General features: G+C 73.4%; 15 protein-coding genes. 6 read left to right on the forward strand and 9 right to left on the reverse strand.

Going from position 1 to position 17,046, the window contains the following annotated elements; all coding sequences use genetic code 11:
- Positions 1-217 precede the first annotated feature (217 nt).
- The 5 genes from WBG99_RS02645 to WBG99_RS02665 all read right to left on the reverse strand — a co-directional run bounded on the left by WBG99_RS02645 (position 218) and on the right by WBG99_RS02665 (position 6,444).
- On the reverse strand, positions 218-1,801 hold the full coding sequence (locus WBG99_RS02645; RefSeq protein ID WP_338894733.1) for a class I adenylate-forming enzyme family protein: 1,584 nt from the start codon (positions 1,799-1,801) through the stop codon (positions 218-220).
- Positions 1,788-3,158, reverse strand: coding sequence for an FAD-dependent oxidoreductase (locus WBG99_RS02650; protein WP_338894734.1), 1,371 nt, complete (start codon positions 3,156-3,158; stop codon positions 1,788-1,790). The genes WBG99_RS02645 and WBG99_RS02650 overlap by 14 nt, the downstream gene beginning before the upstream one ends.
- Complete coding sequence (locus WBG99_RS02655; protein WP_338894736.1) at positions 3,155-4,129, reverse strand: UbiA family prenyltransferase; 975 nt, start codon at positions 4,127-4,129, stop codon at positions 3,155-3,157. The genes WBG99_RS02650 and WBG99_RS02655 overlap by 4 nt, the downstream gene beginning before the upstream one ends.
- Before the next feature lie 82 nt (positions 4,130-4,211).
- Positions 4,212-5,264, reverse strand: a complete 1,053-nt coding sequence (locus WBG99_RS02660; RefSeq protein ID WP_338894737.1) for a DegT/DnrJ/EryC1/StrS family aminotransferase — start codon at positions 5,262-5,264, stop codon at positions 4,212-4,214.
- An 85-nt stretch (positions 5,265-5,349) separates the two neighbouring features.
- Positions 5,350-6,444, reverse strand: coding sequence for a DegT/DnrJ/EryC1/StrS family aminotransferase (locus tag WBG99_RS02665; RefSeq protein ID WP_338894738.1), 1,095 nt, complete (start codon positions 6,442-6,444; stop codon positions 5,350-5,352).
- Positions 6,445-6,799: 355 nt separating this feature from the next.
- Between WBG99_RS02665 and WBG99_RS02670 the strand changes: the two genes are divergently transcribed.
- The 6 genes from WBG99_RS02670 to WBG99_RS02695 all read left to right on the forward strand — a co-directional run bounded on the left by WBG99_RS02670 (position 6,800) and on the right by WBG99_RS02695 (position 12,652).
- Entirely contained in the window at positions 6,800-7,876 is a 1,077-nt protein-coding gene (locus WBG99_RS02670; RefSeq protein WP_338894739.1) for a Gfo/Idh/MocA family oxidoreductase, read from the forward strand.
- Position 7,877: 1 nt separating this feature from the next.
- Positions 7,878-8,783, forward strand: a complete 906-nt coding sequence (locus WBG99_RS02675; RefSeq protein WP_338894740.1) for a sugar phosphate isomerase/epimerase family protein — start codon at positions 7,878-7,880, stop codon at positions 8,781-8,783.
- On the forward strand, positions 8,780-10,072 hold the full coding sequence (locus WBG99_RS02680; RefSeq protein ID WP_338894741.1) for a M20/M25/M40 family metallo-hydrolase: 1,293 nt from the start codon (positions 8,780-8,782) through the stop codon (positions 10,070-10,072). Before WBG99_RS02675 ends, WBG99_RS02680 begins: the two co-directional genes overlap by 4 nt.
- 62 nt (positions 10,073-10,134) lie before the next feature.
- Entirely contained in the window at positions 10,135-11,262 is a 1,128-nt protein-coding gene (locus WBG99_RS02685) for an Ldh family oxidoreductase (protein ID WP_338894742.1), read from the forward strand.
- The gene (locus WBG99_RS02690) at positions 11,259-12,209 is read left to right on the forward strand and encodes a Gfo/Idh/MocA family oxidoreductase (RefSeq protein ID WP_338894743.1); all 951 of its coding nucleotides are present in this window, start codon (positions 11,259-11,261) and stop codon (positions 12,207-12,209) included. The genes WBG99_RS02685 and WBG99_RS02690 overlap by 4 nt, the downstream gene beginning before the upstream one ends.
- Positions 12,206-12,652, forward strand: a complete 447-nt coding sequence (locus WBG99_RS02695) for a hypothetical protein (protein ID WP_338894744.1) — start codon at positions 12,206-12,208, stop codon at positions 12,650-12,652. The genes WBG99_RS02690 and WBG99_RS02695 overlap by 4 nt, the downstream gene beginning before the upstream one ends.
- Before the next feature lie 227 nt (positions 12,653-12,879).
- Here WBG99_RS02695 and WBG99_RS02700 read toward each other — a convergent pair whose 3' ends face one another.
- The 4 genes from WBG99_RS02700 to WBG99_RS02715 form a co-directional block, all read right to left on the reverse strand.
- Positions 12,880-13,413, reverse strand: coding sequence for an EF-hand domain-containing protein (locus WBG99_RS02700; protein WP_338894745.1), 534 nt, complete (start codon positions 13,411-13,413; stop codon positions 12,880-12,882).
- Positions 13,414-13,584: 171 nt separating this feature from the next.
- Positions 13,585-14,844 carry a nucleotide sugar dehydrogenase gene (locus WBG99_RS02705; protein WP_338894746.1) on the reverse strand — a complete coding sequence of 420 codons (1,260 nt, stop codon included), beginning with the start codon at positions 14,842-14,844 and terminating at the stop codon, positions 13,585-13,587.
- A 50-nt stretch (positions 14,845-14,894) separates the two neighbouring features.
- Complete coding sequence (locus WBG99_RS02710; RefSeq protein WP_338894747.1) at positions 14,895-15,203, reverse strand: hypothetical protein; 309 nt, start codon at positions 15,201-15,203, stop codon at positions 14,895-14,897.
- Between the two features lie 438 nt (positions 15,204-15,641).
- Positions 15,642-16,985 carry an endonuclease domain-containing protein gene (locus WBG99_RS02715; RefSeq protein ID WP_338894748.1) on the reverse strand — a complete coding sequence of 448 codons (1,344 nt, stop codon included), beginning with the start codon at positions 16,983-16,985 and terminating at the stop codon, positions 15,642-15,644.
- Between the last annotated feature and the right edge of the window lie 61 nt (positions 16,986-17,046).

The following is a 17,046-nucleotide window of genomic DNA, read 5'->3' on the forward strand; positions in this document are numbered from 1 at the left end:
TGGCTCCTCTCGTCAGAACGCGGGCCCGGACAGGCCCGGCGTCGTCATGTGCGGCCCGGACAGGCCCGGCGGCCGACGCCGACGGGCTCGATGCCGCCGCCATGCACACGGCGGGGGTGCGCGCACCCGGGCGGAAGGCCGGCCGTGCCACGGTGAGACTCCTCTCACCGTGGAGAGGCCCGGGCAGCCGTTGCCCGCCGTCGGACGGCGGGCCCGGTCACGTCCATCGGCCGGGTCCCGCGGGTGCGCTGCCGGTGAGCTGCCGTGCCAGGGCCGCTCGGCGGACCTTGCCGGTGCCGGTGCGGGGCACCTCGTCCCAGGTGAGGACGGCCGGGTCGCGCAGCGTCGGCAGTCCGTGCGTGGCCTGTTTCCAGGCGTCCGGGTCCAGTCGGCCGTCGGCGGTGACCACCACGGGCAGCGGATCGCCGTCCGGAGCGCCGAGGACCACGCATTCCAGGGCCTGCGGCAGCCGCTGCTCCAGTACGTCCTCGGTCCGCAGGCAGCTCATACCGGGCAGGGTGTCGGCGGCGCGGTCCAGGATGCTGACGCTGCCGTCACGGTGGTGGACGCCCATGTCGCCCGTGGACCACCAGTCGCCGACGCGTTTGGCGTCCCAGCGGTCCTGTTCGCCGACGTAGCCCAGGGCGATGGCGGGGGTGCGGACGAGGAGCAGGCCGGGACGGCCGCGCGGCACCGGGCGCAGCGTGTCCGGGTCCACCGCGCGCAGCCGGGTCCGGCCCGGCACGGGACGGCCGAGCCGGCGCGCCGTGGTCGCCGCGTCCGGTGCGAGCGCGGAGCGTCGCGTGTGGAAGCGGAAGGTCAGCGGTCCGGTCTCGGTCTGGCCCCAGCCCTGCATCCACAGCGGGCGGGCATGGCGGCTGGCGGTCAGGTACGCGCGCAGGGCGGGCGGGTGCACGGCGTCGTAGGTGCTGATGTACAGGCGGACTTGCCGGAAGGGGTTGTCCAGCCGGGTGGTGAGCGGCCTCAGCCGGATGTAGGAGGCGGGCAGGGCCTCGACGACGGTGGGCGGGTGGGCCCGCAGCAGCGGGTCGGCGGCCTCGGCGTCGTCGCCGGTGAGGATCACGATCCCGGCGGGCGCGAGCGACACCACCACGGCCGTCCAGCAGAAGGTGCGTCCGTGTCCGTACGCGCTGGCGTTGGCCAGGACGTCGTCCGGGCGGATGCCGATGCCCGGGTAGCGCACCGCTTCGAAGCGGGCCAGCTTGTGCACGAGTGTCCGCGTGGAGTGGACCACCAGCTTGGGAACGCCGGTCGTCCCCGAGGTGTGATGGATGACCAGGGGTTCGTCGTCGTGGCGCCGCACCGGTACGCGGGGGCGGGACGCGTCCAGCGCGGCCAGGTGGGCCGCACCGGGCGCGGCGGAGTCCACGGTGACGAGGATCCGGGCCGGTTCACCGGCGGCGGCGTCCCGGCAGCGGGCCAGCACCGTGGAGGTCGTGACCAGCGCGGCAGGCCGCAGCCGCTCCAGCAGGGTGACGAGGTCCGCGGTGCCGAGCCGGGAGGACAGCAGCGCGGGTACGGCGCCGAGGCGGGCCGCGGCACAGGCGAGCAGGTCGTAGTCCCAGTGGTTGTCCTTCACGATCGCCACGCGGTTCCCGGGCCTGACCCCGGCGTCGGCGAGGCGGGCCGCGGTGGCGCGGACCAGGCCGGCGAGTTCGGTGACGGTCCACCGGGTGCCGGCCCGCGGGGCGATGTCGAAGGGTCGGTCCAGGTGGACCACGGTCCGGGCGCCGCCTGCCGCCGCCTCGTCGAACAGGGTGCCCATGTCATGCGGTCGCACGGATCTCCTCCGCTCGGTCGTGGCCGGCCGGAGTGTTCCGTCCGAGCCTGCTCAGGACGCGGGACGCGGCCAGCGCGCCCGCCCGGACGGCGCCCTCGGAGGCGGGCCGCAGCATGAGCCAGTCACCGGCGTACTCCACCGCGCGCGCCGGCCGGGACAGGAAGCCGGCGCGTTCCCGCAGGGCCTGGGGTGTGACTTCCGGCAGGCCGTGGCGGAAGGAGTGCACGAGACGGTGGCGGCAGGCGCCGCCGATGCCCGGGACATAGCGTTCCGCCGCGCGGACGAGGAGGTCGGCGGCCTCGTCGGGAAAGGCGTCCAACAGCTCGGGGACCCGGTGCGGACCGGCCACGAGGGTGACCAGGCCCCGGCCGGCGGGGGCCCGGCCGGGGTCCTTGGCGTGGTCGACGACGACGCCGGAGAGCACGTCCTCCTCGGCGGCCGGGGTGAGCAGGATGTGCACCGGGCGCCGGGCGGCAGGGGCGAGGGGGCGCTCCAGCAGGCAGCTGACCTTCATCATGGGCGTGAAGGTGCAGGCGGTGAGGAACGGCTGCTCGTCGGCGGGGGCGTCCGGGCGGAGCGCCGCCGCGACGGGTGCCGGTACGGCGAGCACGGCGGCCCGCGCGGTGACCTGCCCGTCGTCGAACCGCAGTACGGCGTGCCCGCCCGCGTCGGTGACCTCGCGTACGGCGCGGCCGGTGACGACCTCGGTGCCGACGGCGAGCCGGCGGGCCAGGAAGTCCATGCCGTCGCGGTAGGTGCGCCAGGTGGCGGGGGGACCGGCCTCCAGCAACAGGCTCACCATCGGGGCGGCCGTGGACCTGGCGGTGTCCCAGCCGAAGAAGCAGCCGGCGACCGGCTGGAAGAGATAGTCGTGCAGGTCGCGGTGGTAGCGGGCGGCCACCTCGCGCACGGTGGCGGCGCCCAGCGGACTGTGCTCGGGACGGTCGCCGTCGAATCCGGCGCTGCGGCGGCCGGTCCAGGCGGAGAAGGCGGCCAGGTCGAGCCGAGCCCGGGCGGACAGGCCCGCTCCGGTGACCACGGCCGTGCCCTCGCCGACGCCCAGGTGGGCACGCCCGCCGCGCCAGACGGCCACCGCGCCGCCGACCCGGGGCACGTCCGCGGGAGTGACGCGCAGCCGGCGCAGCAGCTCCCAGGTCGCGCGGTAACCGCGGGGCGCAACCTGCTCGGCGCCCGTGTCCACCGTCCAGCCCTCCTGGCGGACGCTGCGCATCCGGCCGCCGACCTGCGGCAGTTGCTCGTACACCCGCACGGCCAGCCCGGCGCTGCGCAGTTCGTGGGCGGCGGTCAGGCCGGCGATGCCCGCGCCGACGACGGCGACGTCGAGATCGGGCTTCATCCGGCGGCTCCCGTTCCGACGACGACGTTGGCCACGATCATCAGCAGCACGCTCAGCCGGTGCACCGCGAAGCCCGTCCGGCGGGCGGTCATGATGTCGCCGCGGACGAACCCGGTCAGGTACTGACGGGCCCGCAGCGCGGTCGCCGGCAGCATCAGCAGCACGAACCACCAGGGGGCCGCCCCGGTGGCCGAGGCGACCGCGCCGATGAGGAACTCGGCGACCGACAGGGCTCCGATGAAGACGGCGTTGCCCCGTTCCGAGACCAGGGCGGCCACGGTCGGACGGCCCACGGCCCGGTCGCCGGCCACGTCGTTGGTGTTGGAGTAGACGCCGAACATCAGCGGCCCGAACCCGAACAGCACCGCCTGCACCATCAGGAAACCGGAGAAGCCACCCGTCACCAGGCCGTACGGAACGATCACCAGCACGGCACCGAGGGCGACGAGGAACACCTCCTGGAAACCGTGGTAACTGATCTTCAGGCCGTACGAGTACTGCAGCGACACCGCGAACAGCGTGCCCGCCGCCAGCAGCGCCCACAGCGGGTGGTGCGGCGCGAGCGCGGCGGCGCCCGCCCACAGCAGCGCCCCGGCGCCCGCCGAGACCCATGCGAAGCGCAGCGCCTGGGGCACCGTCAGCGCCCCGGCGACCAGGGGTTTGCGTGCCTTGTTGCGCAGCGGGTTGTCGGGGCCGTAGTTGGCGAGGTCGCTGCCGTCCCGGAACCCGGTGACGTCGTCCAGGGCGACCATCGCCATGAGGACCGCGACTTCGCCGGCCAGGAACACCGCCAGTACCAGTGCCTGCCGGGTGGTGAAGGCGCCGGCCGGGAACAGCGCGGCGGTCAGGGCGAGGAAGATGCCGAGGTAGTAGTCGTACACGTCCAGCTTGCCGAGCCGCGCGTAGGTGCGCAGTCGGCTGTGGCCGTGGGCGGTGGCGGCGGGACGGCCGGCCGCGATGCTGTCCGTCATGGGTGACCTCATGGGGGGTGTCTGCGTCCGAAGGGGGTGCCGCTCGCCCGGGCAGCGCGGTGTCCGAACGGGCGGTCGCGCGTCAGCGGTGCTCGGTGGCGAAGGCGCTCACTAGATCGGCGACGTGCTGGACCTGAGCGTCGGTCAGCATGTGGTGCACCGGCAGGGCGAGATGGCGGCGGGCGGCCTGTTCGGCGCGCGGCCAGCGGGCGCCGGGCGGCGCGTAGGGAGCGAAGGCACGGTGGGCGGGCAGGGGGCGCGGATAGTAGACGTGCGTGGCCACCCCCCACTCGGCCAGGTGGGCGCCGAGAGCCTCCCGGTCCTCGGCGAGGACCGTGTACACGTAGAAGCACCGGCCGTCCCGGCCGGACGGTGGCGGGAGCACGCCATGGTCGGCCAGCGGCGTGAAGCGCTCGGTGTAGTACGCGGCGATCTCCGCCCGCCGCGCCAGCCGCGCCGGGAAACCGGAGTAGCGGTGCGTCTGGAAGGCGGCCTGGATCTCGTCGAAGCGGCTGTTGAGCCCGACGGCGTGGTGGACGAACCGCCGCCCGGTGTACTGGCCGTGGTTGCGCAGCATCCGCACCTTCTCGCCCAGTGCCGGGTCCCTGGTGACGACCACGCCGCCCTCGCCGGGCATGCCGCAGGTCTTGACCTGCACGAAGGAGTAGAGCCCAGCCTCGCCCCACAGCCCGGCCGGGACGCCCCGCAGCACGCCGCCCTGGGCGACCGCCGAGTCCTCCAGCAGGCGCAGTCCGTGCCGCCGGGCCAGTTCGGCGAAGCGTGGCATGTCGGCCATGACGGAGAACATGTGGGCCGGCATCACCGCCTTGGTCCGCTCGGTGACCAGCCGCTCCGCCTCCTCCGGGTCCATGGTCATGGTGTCCGGCCGGATGTCGGCGAAGACCGGTGCGGCCCCGACGCCGACCACCGAGGCGGCCAGGGGCGCGCAGCCGAACGCGGGCACGATCACCTCGTCGCCGGGACCGATGTCCATGGCCCGCAGCACCAGCGAGAGCGCCGAGGTGCCGCTGGAGCAGGCGACCACGTCGGCGGCCCCCAGGTCCTCGCGGAGCAGATCCTCGAAGGCGGCGGTGCGCCTGCCCAGGATGAAACGCTGCTCCGGGTCGAGGGCCACCTCGCGAACCAGCCCGATCAGTGCGGGGCGGTCGGCTTCGAAGAGGGCGGGAGGGAAGAACGGGACGGCGGGGGGAGCGATGCGGTCATGCGGTCGTCCTCGTTCCGGCGAGGAAGGAGCGGATGGTGTCGCAGACGCGGTCCAGGTCGCCGGATCCGAGATCGGGGTGGAACGGCAGGGCCACGGCGTGCCGGGCCGCCGCCTCGGCGTGGGGGAACTCGCCCGGCCGGTGGCCCAGGTGGGCGAAGGCGGGCTGGTGGGGCAACGGCACCGGGTAGTAGACCTCGGTGCCGATGCCGTGCCGCTCGAGGTGGGTGACGAGGGCGTCCCGGTGCTCGGTCTCGATCAGGTAGACGTAGTACACGTCGCGGTCGTCCGGCTTCCCGGCGGTGGTCCGCGGCAGGCGGGCGATCCCCGGCGCGTCCTCCAGGCGGGCGGTGTAGGCGTCCGCCAGTTCGGCCCGGCGTGCGATGTGCTCCTCCAGGAGGGACAGCTTGGCGAGCAGGACGGCCGCCTGGATGTCGTCCATCTTGCTGTTCGCGCCCGGCAACGCGCTCTCGGTGGAGATGGCCGGGAAGTCGTTCAGCGTGCGGCCCGTCCTGCCGTGGTGGCGCAGGGCCGCGACGGTGGCCGCCACCTCCGGGTCGTCGGTGAGCACGGCTCCCGCGTCGCCGAGCGCGCCGAGCGTCTTGGAGGGGAAGAAGGACAGGACGCCGCCGGCCCCGTGCAGGCCCGCGTGCACGCCGTGCCGGCGCATGCCGATCGCCTCGGCGCTGTCCTCGACGACCGTCAGGCCGTGCCGCCGGGCGACGGCGGTGACGACCGCCATGTCGGCCATCGTGTGGAACAGATGCACCGGCATCACGAACCGGCTCCGCGGTGTGACGGCCGCCTCCAGCGCCGCGGGGTCCATCGCGTACGTCTCCGGGTCGATGTCGACGAACTGTGGTACCCCGCCTGCCAGTACGACGGCCGAGGCTGTGGCGAAGAACGAGTACGCCGGCACCAGGACACCGTCGCCGGGACGGACTCCGCAGGCGCGCAGCAGCAGCACGAGCGCATCGGTACCGCTGTTGACGCCCATCACGTGCCGGGCGCCGGTGTAGTCCGCGAGCGCCGCCTCGAGCTGCCCGACCTGTTGTCCGTGGGAGAACTTGCCGCTGCGGAAAACCTCGTCCAACGCCTTTTCGATAGAAGGCCACAGTCGTTCGAAAGTCGCGGTCTGGGAGAAGAAGGGAATTCGATCGGCCGTTCCCGGCGCAGTCGGTAATGCGCCCTCGGCGCGCGCCGGAATCTGTCCGCTGGAAGGCAATCTCTCACCTGTCTCCGTCGTGTCTGCGGAATGCCCAAGCTAATCGGAATTCCGGTCGACGGAGAAAGGAAAGGATCATCTTCACACGTTCTAGGTAATGGCGCTCCGGACGTCTTGACCATTGCCGCACAGGGCCGCAACAGTGGTGCGGCGCACCGGAGTTGTGTGCGGCGCAACGAAATGAGCGCGCCCGTTTCCTTCCCGTTCCCTCTCTGGAGGCCCTGTGCTGCAGCCCCTCGTGGTCGGGCTCGGCCGGTCCGGATCAGGACTGCATCTGAGCACACTCGTCCGTCTGGCCCGGCGGACCGCGGCCACGGGTGGTCCGCTCGTCGCCCTGCCCGCGGTCGGCTGCGACCCGCGCGCCGGCACTCTGCGGCCCATGGGCATGCCCGGCGAGGTCACGGCCGTCACCACGCTGGAACGGGCCCTGCACCACGTGGACCCCGCCACCGCGGTGGTCCACGTGTGCACACCACCCCGGCTGCGATACGACCTCCTCGCGGAACTGGCCGGACACGGCTTCCGCCGACTGATCGTGGAGAAACCCCTCGCCACGTCCACGGAGGAACTCGACGCCCTGATCCGACTGCGCCAGGACTCCGGCCTCGGTCTCGTGGCCGTCGCCCACTGGACCACCTCCCGGCTCGCCGGCCGGTTGCGCCGGCTGGTGGGCGGCGGACGACTCGGCTCCCTGCGCCGTATCACCGTCGACCAGCACAAGTCCCGCTTCCTGCGGTCCCTGGCGACCGACGGGCATCCGACCGCCCTGGACGTGGAGATCCCCCACTCCCTGGCGCTCGCGCTCGACCTGGCCGGTCCGGCCGAACTCCGCGCCGCGCGCTGCTGGGACCTGCGCTGCGAGGACCGCAGCCTGCCCGGCCTGGGCGGCGCGCACGTCGAACTGGAGCACCGTTCGGGAGTGGTGACGCTGCTGCGCTCCGACCTCGGCGCACCCGTCCGGCAACGCAGCGTCGTCTGTGAGTTCGAGGGCGGGACGGCCACGGCCCACTTCCCGCTCAGCGAGGACGACGACCACGCGCAGCTCGTCGTCGCCCCCTTCGACCGCGGTACGGCGCCCCCACCGGCCGGTGTCCTCGACGCGGACGGAGTGCCCGGGGCCAGGCATCAGGTCTTCCGGGACGACGCCCTGACCGACTTCCTGGACGGCGCCTACCGCGGCTTCGCCTCCGGATCGGCAGGCGTCGGGAACTTCCCGCTCGCCTGCGCGACCGCCCGGCTGCTGTGCGCGGCCCGGGAGCACTGCGCCGCCACACCGCGCGCCCGCGCCGGGAGCCGCTGACATGGCCCGGCACAGCGCCGCCGGCCCCCGCGTCCGGGGGTTCGGGCCGCTCGCCGGCATCGGCGACGAGGCGGCGCCCGGCACCGACGGACAGCTGGCCGCCCTGCGGCGCCTGGGCTGGAACGCCATCGAACTGCGCACGGTCGACGGCACGGCCCTCGCCGACCTCTCCCCGGCCGCCTTCGGCACGCTGGCCCGGCGGCTCGCGGACGCCGGCGTCACCGTGACCGCCGTCGCCTCCCGGATCGGCAACTGGTCCCGTCCCATCACCGGCGACCTCGGCCAGGACCTCACCGAACTCGACGTCCTGGCCGAGCGCTGCGCCGCCCTCGGCTGCCGTCTGGTGCGGATCATGTCGTACCCCAACGACGGTCTGACGGAGACCGAGTGGGCCGATCGCGTCCTGGCCCGCACCGCCGTCCTGGCGGACCGCGCCGAGCGCGCGGGCCTGGTACTGGTGCACGAGAACTGCGCGGGCTGGGCCGGGGACCGGGCCGACCGCGCGCTACGACTGCTACGCGCCGTCGGCAGCCCGGCCCTGCGGCTGCTGTTCGACACCGGCAACGGCGTCCCGTACGGCTACCGCGCCCCGGACATGCTCCGCCACCTCGCCCCCCACGTCGTCCACGTCCACATCAAGGACGCCGTCCGCACCCCGGACGGAGGCACCGCCTACACCCTGCCCGGCGAGGGCGAAGCCGGGGTGCTGGAATGCCTGGAGCTTCTGGCCGCCCACGGCTACACCGGAGCGCTCTCCCTGGAACCCCATCTCGCCGTGCGTCCCCACGAAGGACTGGCCCGGGCGGGTGAGGACGCCACCGACCTCTTCGTACGGGCCGGACAGGCGCTCGCCGGGCTGCTGGGCGCCGAGCAGCCGGTCACCGGCCCCCTGGGCGGCCCGGCGTGAGCGCTCTGTTCACCGGGCGGCACCGGGAGTTGCTGCTGGACCTGCTGCGCCTGCCGAGCGTCAACCCCCTGGAGGCCGGCCCGGACGATCCGCCGTCGCGGCTGCCCGAGATCCTCCAGCTGTACGCGACGGCCGCCGCCGAAGCGGGGTTGCGCACCATCCGCCTCGCCAGTCCGCCCGCCGCCTGCCTGGACCGTCCGGGCGTGCCGTTGACGGTCCGCGCCGCCGCCCGCGATCCGCGCTTCCTCGCGGACCAGCCCAGCCTGCTGCTGCGGCTGGGACCCGAGCGTTCCCGTGCGCACACCGTGATGTTCAACGTCCACCTGGACACCGTCGCCGGACACACCCCGCCCGCCTTCCACGGCGTGCGCTTCACCGGCCGGGGCGCGGTCGACGCCAAGGGACCCGCCGTGGCCCTGCTCGCCGGGGTGCGGGCCGCCGCGTCCCACCCCGCCGTCGGACGGGACGTCACCGTCCTGCTCCAGGCCGTCGCCGGGGAGGAGGGCGGCGCCCTGGGCACCTACGGCACCCGCCCGCTGCTGGAGGCCGGGCACCACGGCCGCCTCAACGTGTTCTGCGAGCCGACCGGGCTGCGCGCGCTGCCCCGGGCCACCGCCGCGATGACCGCGCGGATCACCGTCGCGGGCGAGGACGCGGTGGACGACCACCCGGACGCCGGACACAACGCCACCGTGCTGCTTGGATTCCTGGCCCAGCACCTCGCCGCCCGCCTGGACGGGGCCGTACCCGGTACACGGGTGTGCGTCGCCGGAGTGGACACCGGCCGCACACACAACCGCGTCCACGGCACCGGCACTCTGCTGATGAACCTGTCGTACCGCCGCACCTCCGACGGCGACCGCCTGAAGACCGAGGTCACCCGGCACGTCGCCGACGGCCTGCACCGCTTCACCGAACTCTTCGCCACCAGCCGGGAGTTCGCCCGCACAGCGCGGGACGCGGCACGGATCACCCGGCTCGGCTGGGACAAACAGGGCCTGCCCGCCCTGGACGACTCCGACCCGTGGGCCGAGGAGCTCCTGGCCCGCGCGGGAGCCCGGTCGGCGGCCGGCGACCCCGGCTTCACCTGCGACGCCATCTGGGCCGCAGGCCTGGACGGCGCCTTCACCACCGTGCTCGGACCCGGCTGTCTCGCCGCCAACCGCGCCCACGCGCCCGGTGAGTTCGTCGACCTCGCCGACCTGGAGGACTTCGCCGGCGTGGTCCACCGGCTCGTCACGTTCTTCGCCGAAGCGGTGCCGGCGCCGTCAGGGCACCGACCCCCGTAGAGCACCGCACCCCAAGCGAACGACCTCCGAAGAGAACCGCCCCGCCCTGTAAGGAATCCCGTATGACGGCACCCACCGCCCCACGAGCGACGGTCGAGCGCACACCCGTCCTGGTCGACCACGCGGAGCTGCATGCCTCGCTCACCGGCCTGTTCACCGGCCACGGCATCCCTGATGCACGGGCCCGGCTCGCTGTGGACGCGCTGTGTCACGGCGACCTGACCGGGCTCGACTCGCACGGCGTGTTCAACCTCACCCGGCTCTACCTGCCGTTGCTGGAGTCGGGCCGCTGCGACCCCGGCGCCGAACCACAGGTCCTCACCGACCTGGGCGCCTGCGCGGTCGTCGACGCCCGCCGCGCCCTGGGCCTGTGGGCCGCGGCCGAGGCCATGGACGACGCAGTGGCACGGGCCGGCCGGCACGGGGTCGGGCTGGTGTCGGTGCGCGGGGCGACCCACTTCGGGTGCGCCGGCTTCCACGCCGTGCGCGCCGCGCACGCCGGGATGATCGGCGTGGTCGCGAGCAACTGCGGCGGCCAGCGCATCGCACGCCCCCCGGGCGGCGCGGTGGCGATGCTCGGCACCAACCCGCTGAGCATCGCAGCGCCCGCCCTCGACAAACACCCGTTCCTGCTGGACATGAGCACCACCGTCGCGCCCACCGGACGGGTCCGCGTCGCCGCCCGCCGCGGCACCCCGGTGCCCTCCGGCTGGCTGGAGGACGCGGCGGGCGACCCGGTGACCGACCCGTCCGCCTTCGACCGCGGCGAGGCCTTTCTGCGCTGGCTGGGCGGCACGGCCGAGACCGGCGTCCACAAGGGCTACGGGCTCGGCATCGCCGTGGAACTGCTGGCCGCCGTCGTGTCCGGCGCGGCCGTGGGACCCGCGCCCGCCGCGCTGGAAGGGGACGGCCGAGCGCACGGCAGCGACGACGACATCGGCTTCTTCCTCCTCGCGATCGCCCCGGGGGTGCTGCGACCCGGCGCGGACCTGACCGCCGCGACCCGGTCCCTGTTCGGCGCGCTCGTCGACTGCCCGCCGGTGCGCGGCGGCGAGCCGGTGCGCTACCCGGGCTGGCAGGAGGCGGAACTCGCCGCCGAGCGCCGCCGCCACGGCATCCCCCTGCCCCCGCACCTCCACGCGGAACTGACCGACCAGGGTCTCCTCCGCGGCCCCGGGAGCCCGCGTTGACCCGGCCCTTGCGGCTCGGCGTCGTCGGCCTCGGCGCCATCTCCCCCTACTACCTGGCCGCCGCGGAACGGCTGCCGGAGTGGCAGCTGACCGCCGTCTGCGACGCCCGTGACGAGACACTGGAGCAGTTTCCCGGCCGGGCCGCACGCTTCCGCGACCACCGCACGCTGCTGGAGCGGGCGCGACCGGACGCCCTGGTCGTGGCCGTGCCCAACGACGTTCACCTGCCCCTGTGCCGGGACGCCCTGGTCGCCGGTGTGCCGGTCTGCGTCGAGAAACCCCTCGCCCTGACCGCGGCCGAGGGTTCCGTACTGGTGGATCTGGCGCGGCGCTGCGGGGTCCCGCTGATGACGGCGTTCCACCGCCGCTACAACGCCGCCGTCCGCGCACTGGCGCGCCGGACGGCGGGCCGGGAGATCCGCTCCGTCCGGGTGCGCTATCTGGAGCGCATCGAGGAGCATCTCGGCGGCGAGGACTGGTACCTGGACCCGGCCCGCTGCGGCGGCGGCTGTGTGGCGGACAACGGTCCCAACGCCCTCGACCTCGTACGGCTGCTGCTCGGTGAACTCGCCGTCACCGGCTGCGAGATCCACCGCGACGGCGCCGGCGTCGACCGTCAGGCGGTGATCAGCCTGCACGGCCGTACCGGAGCGACGGCGTCGGTCGAGCTGGACTGGTCGTACCCGGGAGAACGCAAGGACATCGAGGTGGAGGTGGCCGGCGGAGAGGTGCTGCACGCCGACATGCTGGCGGGGCACACCGGCTTCAAGGCGTCGCTGTGGCACGAGTACGAGGCGATCCTCACCGAGTTCGCAGCGCTGGTCCGTACCGGTGCCCCGGTCGGCCCGGGGGCGCACGGCGGCCTACCCGCGCTGGAACTGGTGGAGTCGGCCTATCGCAGTGCCCGGCCCGCACCGGATGCGACGGCAGCGGAGGCGGACCGGTGAATCCGGCGGAGGACGGCCCGAAGCGCGTGGTGCGGGGATCACTGGTCAAGGTGCTCGTGCACCGCCGCACGGACCGCGGCATGCGGCTGGAGGAGCACGCGGCACGCTGCGTGCTCCGGGGCGAGGTGCACGAACTGGTCACCACCGACCAGTGGGACCCGTGCTCCGGCGCCCGGATCGACCGGGTGGGTTTCCTGGGCTTCGCCGAGCTGCTGTGCGGCGGTGTGATCGACCGGGGTGACCTGGTGCGGATCGGGGACACGACGGTCGGCACGGTGCTCGGCTTCGACGCCTGTCACCTTCCGAACCACTACAACATTCTGATCCATGCGGCGCGTCCGGTCAGCGGCCGGGACCTGGGCCTGCGGCCGGAGAGTGCCGTCACCTTCGTCCAGGGCGGGGCCGGGGACCACGGCGCGGTCCCCGCGCCGCCCGGCTCCTGAAGAGCCATCCGCAAAAGCGGTTTCCGCAAGGGTATCCGCAGGTGCCGGCTCTGAAAGGACATCCGCGGAGGCTGTTTTGGACAGCGCTTCCGCACAAGCGGACGGGCACTTCCGCGAACAGGCGGTCGCGCACCGGATGGCGCCGACCCGCTGAACGGGCGGCGCCATCCGGTGGCCGTGGAACCCGGGTGGTCGCCCACCCGGGTCACAGCTGCCGCTCCCGCGGGTCAGCCGAGCAACTCGGCCTCCAGCCGGCCGAAGTGGAAGTCACGGACGACCTGCAGCAGTTCATCCTCGGACAGCCTGCCGTCGCCGTTCCTGTCCACCTTCTGGAACATGTCCCCGGCCTGGGAGGCCGGCACGCCGACGGCGGACAGCCAGGCCTGGAACTCACGGGCGTCGATCTCGCCGTCGTGGTTGTCGTCGCACAGGCGGATCAGCGCCTTCACGATGGGCGAGAGCGCCCGGTTGAGACTCGCCTCACCCTCCTTGAACAGCATCTCCCCCGTGGCGTCGAGGAACTGCTCCCGGCTGATGGCGCCACCGGCCGGGACGCCGGCCTTCTGGGCCAGGTGCTCGTACAGCCCCTGGAAGGCGCTGTGGAGCTCCTGCACTTCCTGGGAGTCGGCGCTCTTGCCGAGGTTCTGGGCGATCCGGGCGGCCTCGCCCTGGAAGTCGCTCGCCTCCAGGACGCCGTTGCCGTCGGTGTCCCACCTCTCGAAGCGCTTCGCCAGGCGGTCGTTGGCGACAGCGGTGCTCATATGTCTCTCCTAGTCTCGGACGGTGTCCGATGGTGTCGGCTGGTGTCGGGTGGTGACGGACCGCGGCACCTGGGCAGGGCCGCGACCGCGCAGGGCGGTGCCGCTGCGCGGGCTCTGGGGCCGGCGGCGGCCGGCAGGAGGGAGGCACCGGCCCAGGCCGGCGCGCGGGGATCAGAGAAGGGTGACCCGGCTGCCCACGGCCTTGCCGCGGGTGTCGAGCAGGGCGCAGCGGTCCTGGCCCAGTGCTTCCCTCGCGTAACAGGCGTGGTCCTGCAGCAGGATCGCCACATCAGCCTGGGCCATGGCTTCCCGGAGGTTCTCGGCGCGCGGCAGGGACCGGCCGCCGACGGTGAACTCGGCTATGTACGGGTCGTGGTAGTACACCGCGGCACCGGCGGCGAGCAGTCCTGCCGCCACCGGGCGCGCCGGCGTCTCCCGGACGTCGGCCACATCCGCCTTGTAGGTGATTCCGAGCAGCAGGGCCCGTGCGCCCTCAGGGCGGCCCCGGACCTCGGTGAGCAGGGCCAGCGCTCGGTCCACGACATGGTTCGGCATACGGCCGAGGACCTCGTGGGCGGCTGCCAGCGTGCGGAAGGCGAAGCCCTGGGAGTCGGCCCGCGCGGCGAGATAGCGGGGGTCGACGGGAATGCAGTGCCCGCCGACGCCGGGTCCGGGCCTGAACGGTGCGAAGCCGAACGGCTTCGACGCGGCGCAGTGCAGCACGTCCCAGATGTCGATGCCGGTCTCGTGGCAGAACAGTGCCACTTCGTCGACCAGGGCCATGTTGACGTACCGGTAGGTGTTCTCGAGGATTTTGGCCATCTCCGCCTCCCGCGTGCCGCGGGCGACCACGAGATGGTCCACGAAACGGGAGTAGAACGCGACGGCGTACTTGGCGCACAGAGCACTGCAACCGCTCACGACCTTCGGTGTGTTGCGGATGGTCCACGTCTCGTTGCCGGGGTCGATGCGCTGCGGTGAATACGCCAGGTGGAAGCCCTCGCCCGCCCGCAGCCCGCTGCCGTGCTCCAGCAGCGGCCTCACGACCTCCTCCGTGGTGCCGGGATAGCTGGTGGACTCCAGGACGATGAGCATGCCGGGGCGCAGCCGGGCGGCGACGGCCCGGGCTGCGTCCTCGACCGCGGACAGGTCGGGTAAGCCCTCCGGTGTGAGTCCGGTCGGCACACAGATCACCACGGTCTGCGCGCCGTCCAGGACCGCTGGGTCGGTCGTGGCGTGAAAGCCCGCGTCCAGCATGGCCGCGACCTCGGCGTCGAAGACGCCGCCGACATGGGAACGGCCTTCGGCGAGTCCGGACACCACCGTGCCGGACACGTCGTAGCCCACGGTCGCCAAGCCGACCGAGACCGCGGCTCTGGAGAGCGGCAGCCCGACATGCCCCAGCCCGATGACGACGAGATCGGCGGCCATGTGCGCGTGTTCTCCTCTGTGTGGGGGGGCTGAACGGGAACAGCGGTGGCTCAGGCGGAGAAACTGCCGCTGCCGGGCGCCACGTGCGAGCCGTATCCAGGCTCCACGGTGAGGCCGGGGGTCAAACAGAACGGGTCGGCGTACACGGTGACGGGACGATCGGAGCGGTTCGTCAGCACGTGCGCGCCGGGCGGCAGCTTCTGGCACCCGTGCGGATCGTGATAAACAGTCAGTGGCGTCACTTCCGTGCTGAACACCACAACGTCGCCCTGCTCCGCCGCGGCGGCAGTGCCGGTGGCGGCGCTTGCCGCGAGCAGCGCACCGGCGGCGGCGAGCATGAAGACACGGGTGCGGCACATGAGTTGGTCCTTTCGACAGCGTCTTGTCGAGAGGATTCTTTTCTGGGGAGGCACCGGCTAAGCGCGGGCCCACCCTTGTGCGCCCGAACCAGCGATGCCGTCAAATGAAGTTGACGTTCCCGGTCGGTGATCCGCGCGCCCCGTCGGTATCGGACTCGCGCGGGGCCGGGCCCGCGCTCACCGCCGCTGCAAGAACCGGTTCCGGCTCAGGCGTACCATCGTCGGCTGCCGACCCGCGGCCGCCCGCAGAAGCACGTGTCACCCCGCGGCAGCGTTGTCGGCGAACTCGGCTGCGTCGAAAAGGCCTTCCTCGGTGCGGCAGCCGCACGAGTTTCTGCCGTGCGTTTCGCCGTGCGTTTCGCCGGGCGTGCGGGGTGACCGTGTCGGAGGCCGGTGGCTGCGGGGTGACGTTGGGGTGTCAGGTCCCCCGGTGCCCGCTCAGAAGAGCGCCAGGCCCTCGCCGCTGGTGTCCGCGATGACTGGCCGGGACTGGGTGGGGAGGCCGTCCACGCGGTCAGGACCGGCCGCGGCGGCCACGGCAGGGGCCGTCTCGGCCAACCAGATGCGAAACAGCTCGACGGCTTCGCGGTAGGGGACTCGCGTCAGGACACGGTGCTCGCCGGAGGGGCAGCAGTCGACGGCGACAGTGAGCAGGCAGGAACGGGGGGCGTTCTGACTGCCCGTCCAGGACACGCGCAGGACACCGCAGGGCGTGCGCCCGCGGGGGGCTCGGTGGGTCGGGCGCAGCGATCGGCAGGCTATGTGGGCGGTCCATGCGGCGAGGTGCGGCAGGGGCAGGGTGGTGCGTGCGCGGCAGCCGGGGCAGCGGTGCCAGTGGCGGAGCCAGTCGTCGGTGTCGGTGTGGAAGAGGCGTGTGTAGCGGTTCGCCACCCGGATGTCGTTGCTGTACAGGTGGTCGGGGCGTTCCAGTGTGTTGCAGGACTGGCAGACGGGGGCGCGGACGTAGCCGTGTTCGTGGCAGTGGTCGAGCACGGTGGCGGGCGCGGTGCGGCAGACGGCGCACGCCCACCCGGCCACCCTGCGGGAGGTACCGGGCTTCCTGCTGAGCACCGAGTACAGCTGGCCTTCCAGCTCTGCGTTGTACGGGCGCGGTGAGGCGGTGGGGCCCTCGGGGCTCGTCGTCTGCCGACCGTCGGCGTCTCGGGCCCGCCGGGGGTGGGAGGGCGGCTCGGTGGCGGTTGCGCCTGCCCGGCGGGTCCGCGCGGCTTGCACCCACTGCGTTTCGGTGTGCTCGGCCGCGTCGAGCAGCCGGACCACGGCGCGCGGCAGCCACCACGTCCGCTGCGTCCCGTCGCGGGTCTGCTCCACGAGCATCTGTCGCCAGTCGATCCCCGCCAGATGGTACGGCCGGCCGACTTCACGTCGTGCTGCCCGCTCGGCGCCGCCCGGCTCCCGCAGTTCACCCGTGATGCGCCGGCGCCAACGCAGCCGCGTCTCCTCGTCGCACTCCTGCCTCGGCGCCACACGAAACGGACCGATGCGGACCAGGTCCTGCCGGTCCATCCCCACCGCGTTCAGTTCCGCGGCCGCCCGGCGCACCTCACCCTCCGGGACACTCCACTGACCGCCGCTCGCCCTCACCGTCGCCACCACATGGCCGCCGAGCAGGACGTACCCCACCCGGGCATGGGCAGGAGAGCAGGTGAACGCCCCAGAAGCCGTCGGCACAGCACTGCCGGCCGTCAGATCGACCCACAGAGCGTCCGCGGCACCCAGGGTGATCAGGCCGTCCGTGCGACCGGGCATGACACGCTCCGACATGCCCACAGGCTAACGGCGCCGACGCGGCAACGGGGTCTCCAAGCGCCTCGGCCAGCCGCCC

The organism is Streptomyces sp. TG1A-60, from assembly GCF_037201975.1.
GTDB lineage: Bacteria > Actinomycetota > Actinomycetes > Streptomycetales > Streptomycetaceae > Streptomyces.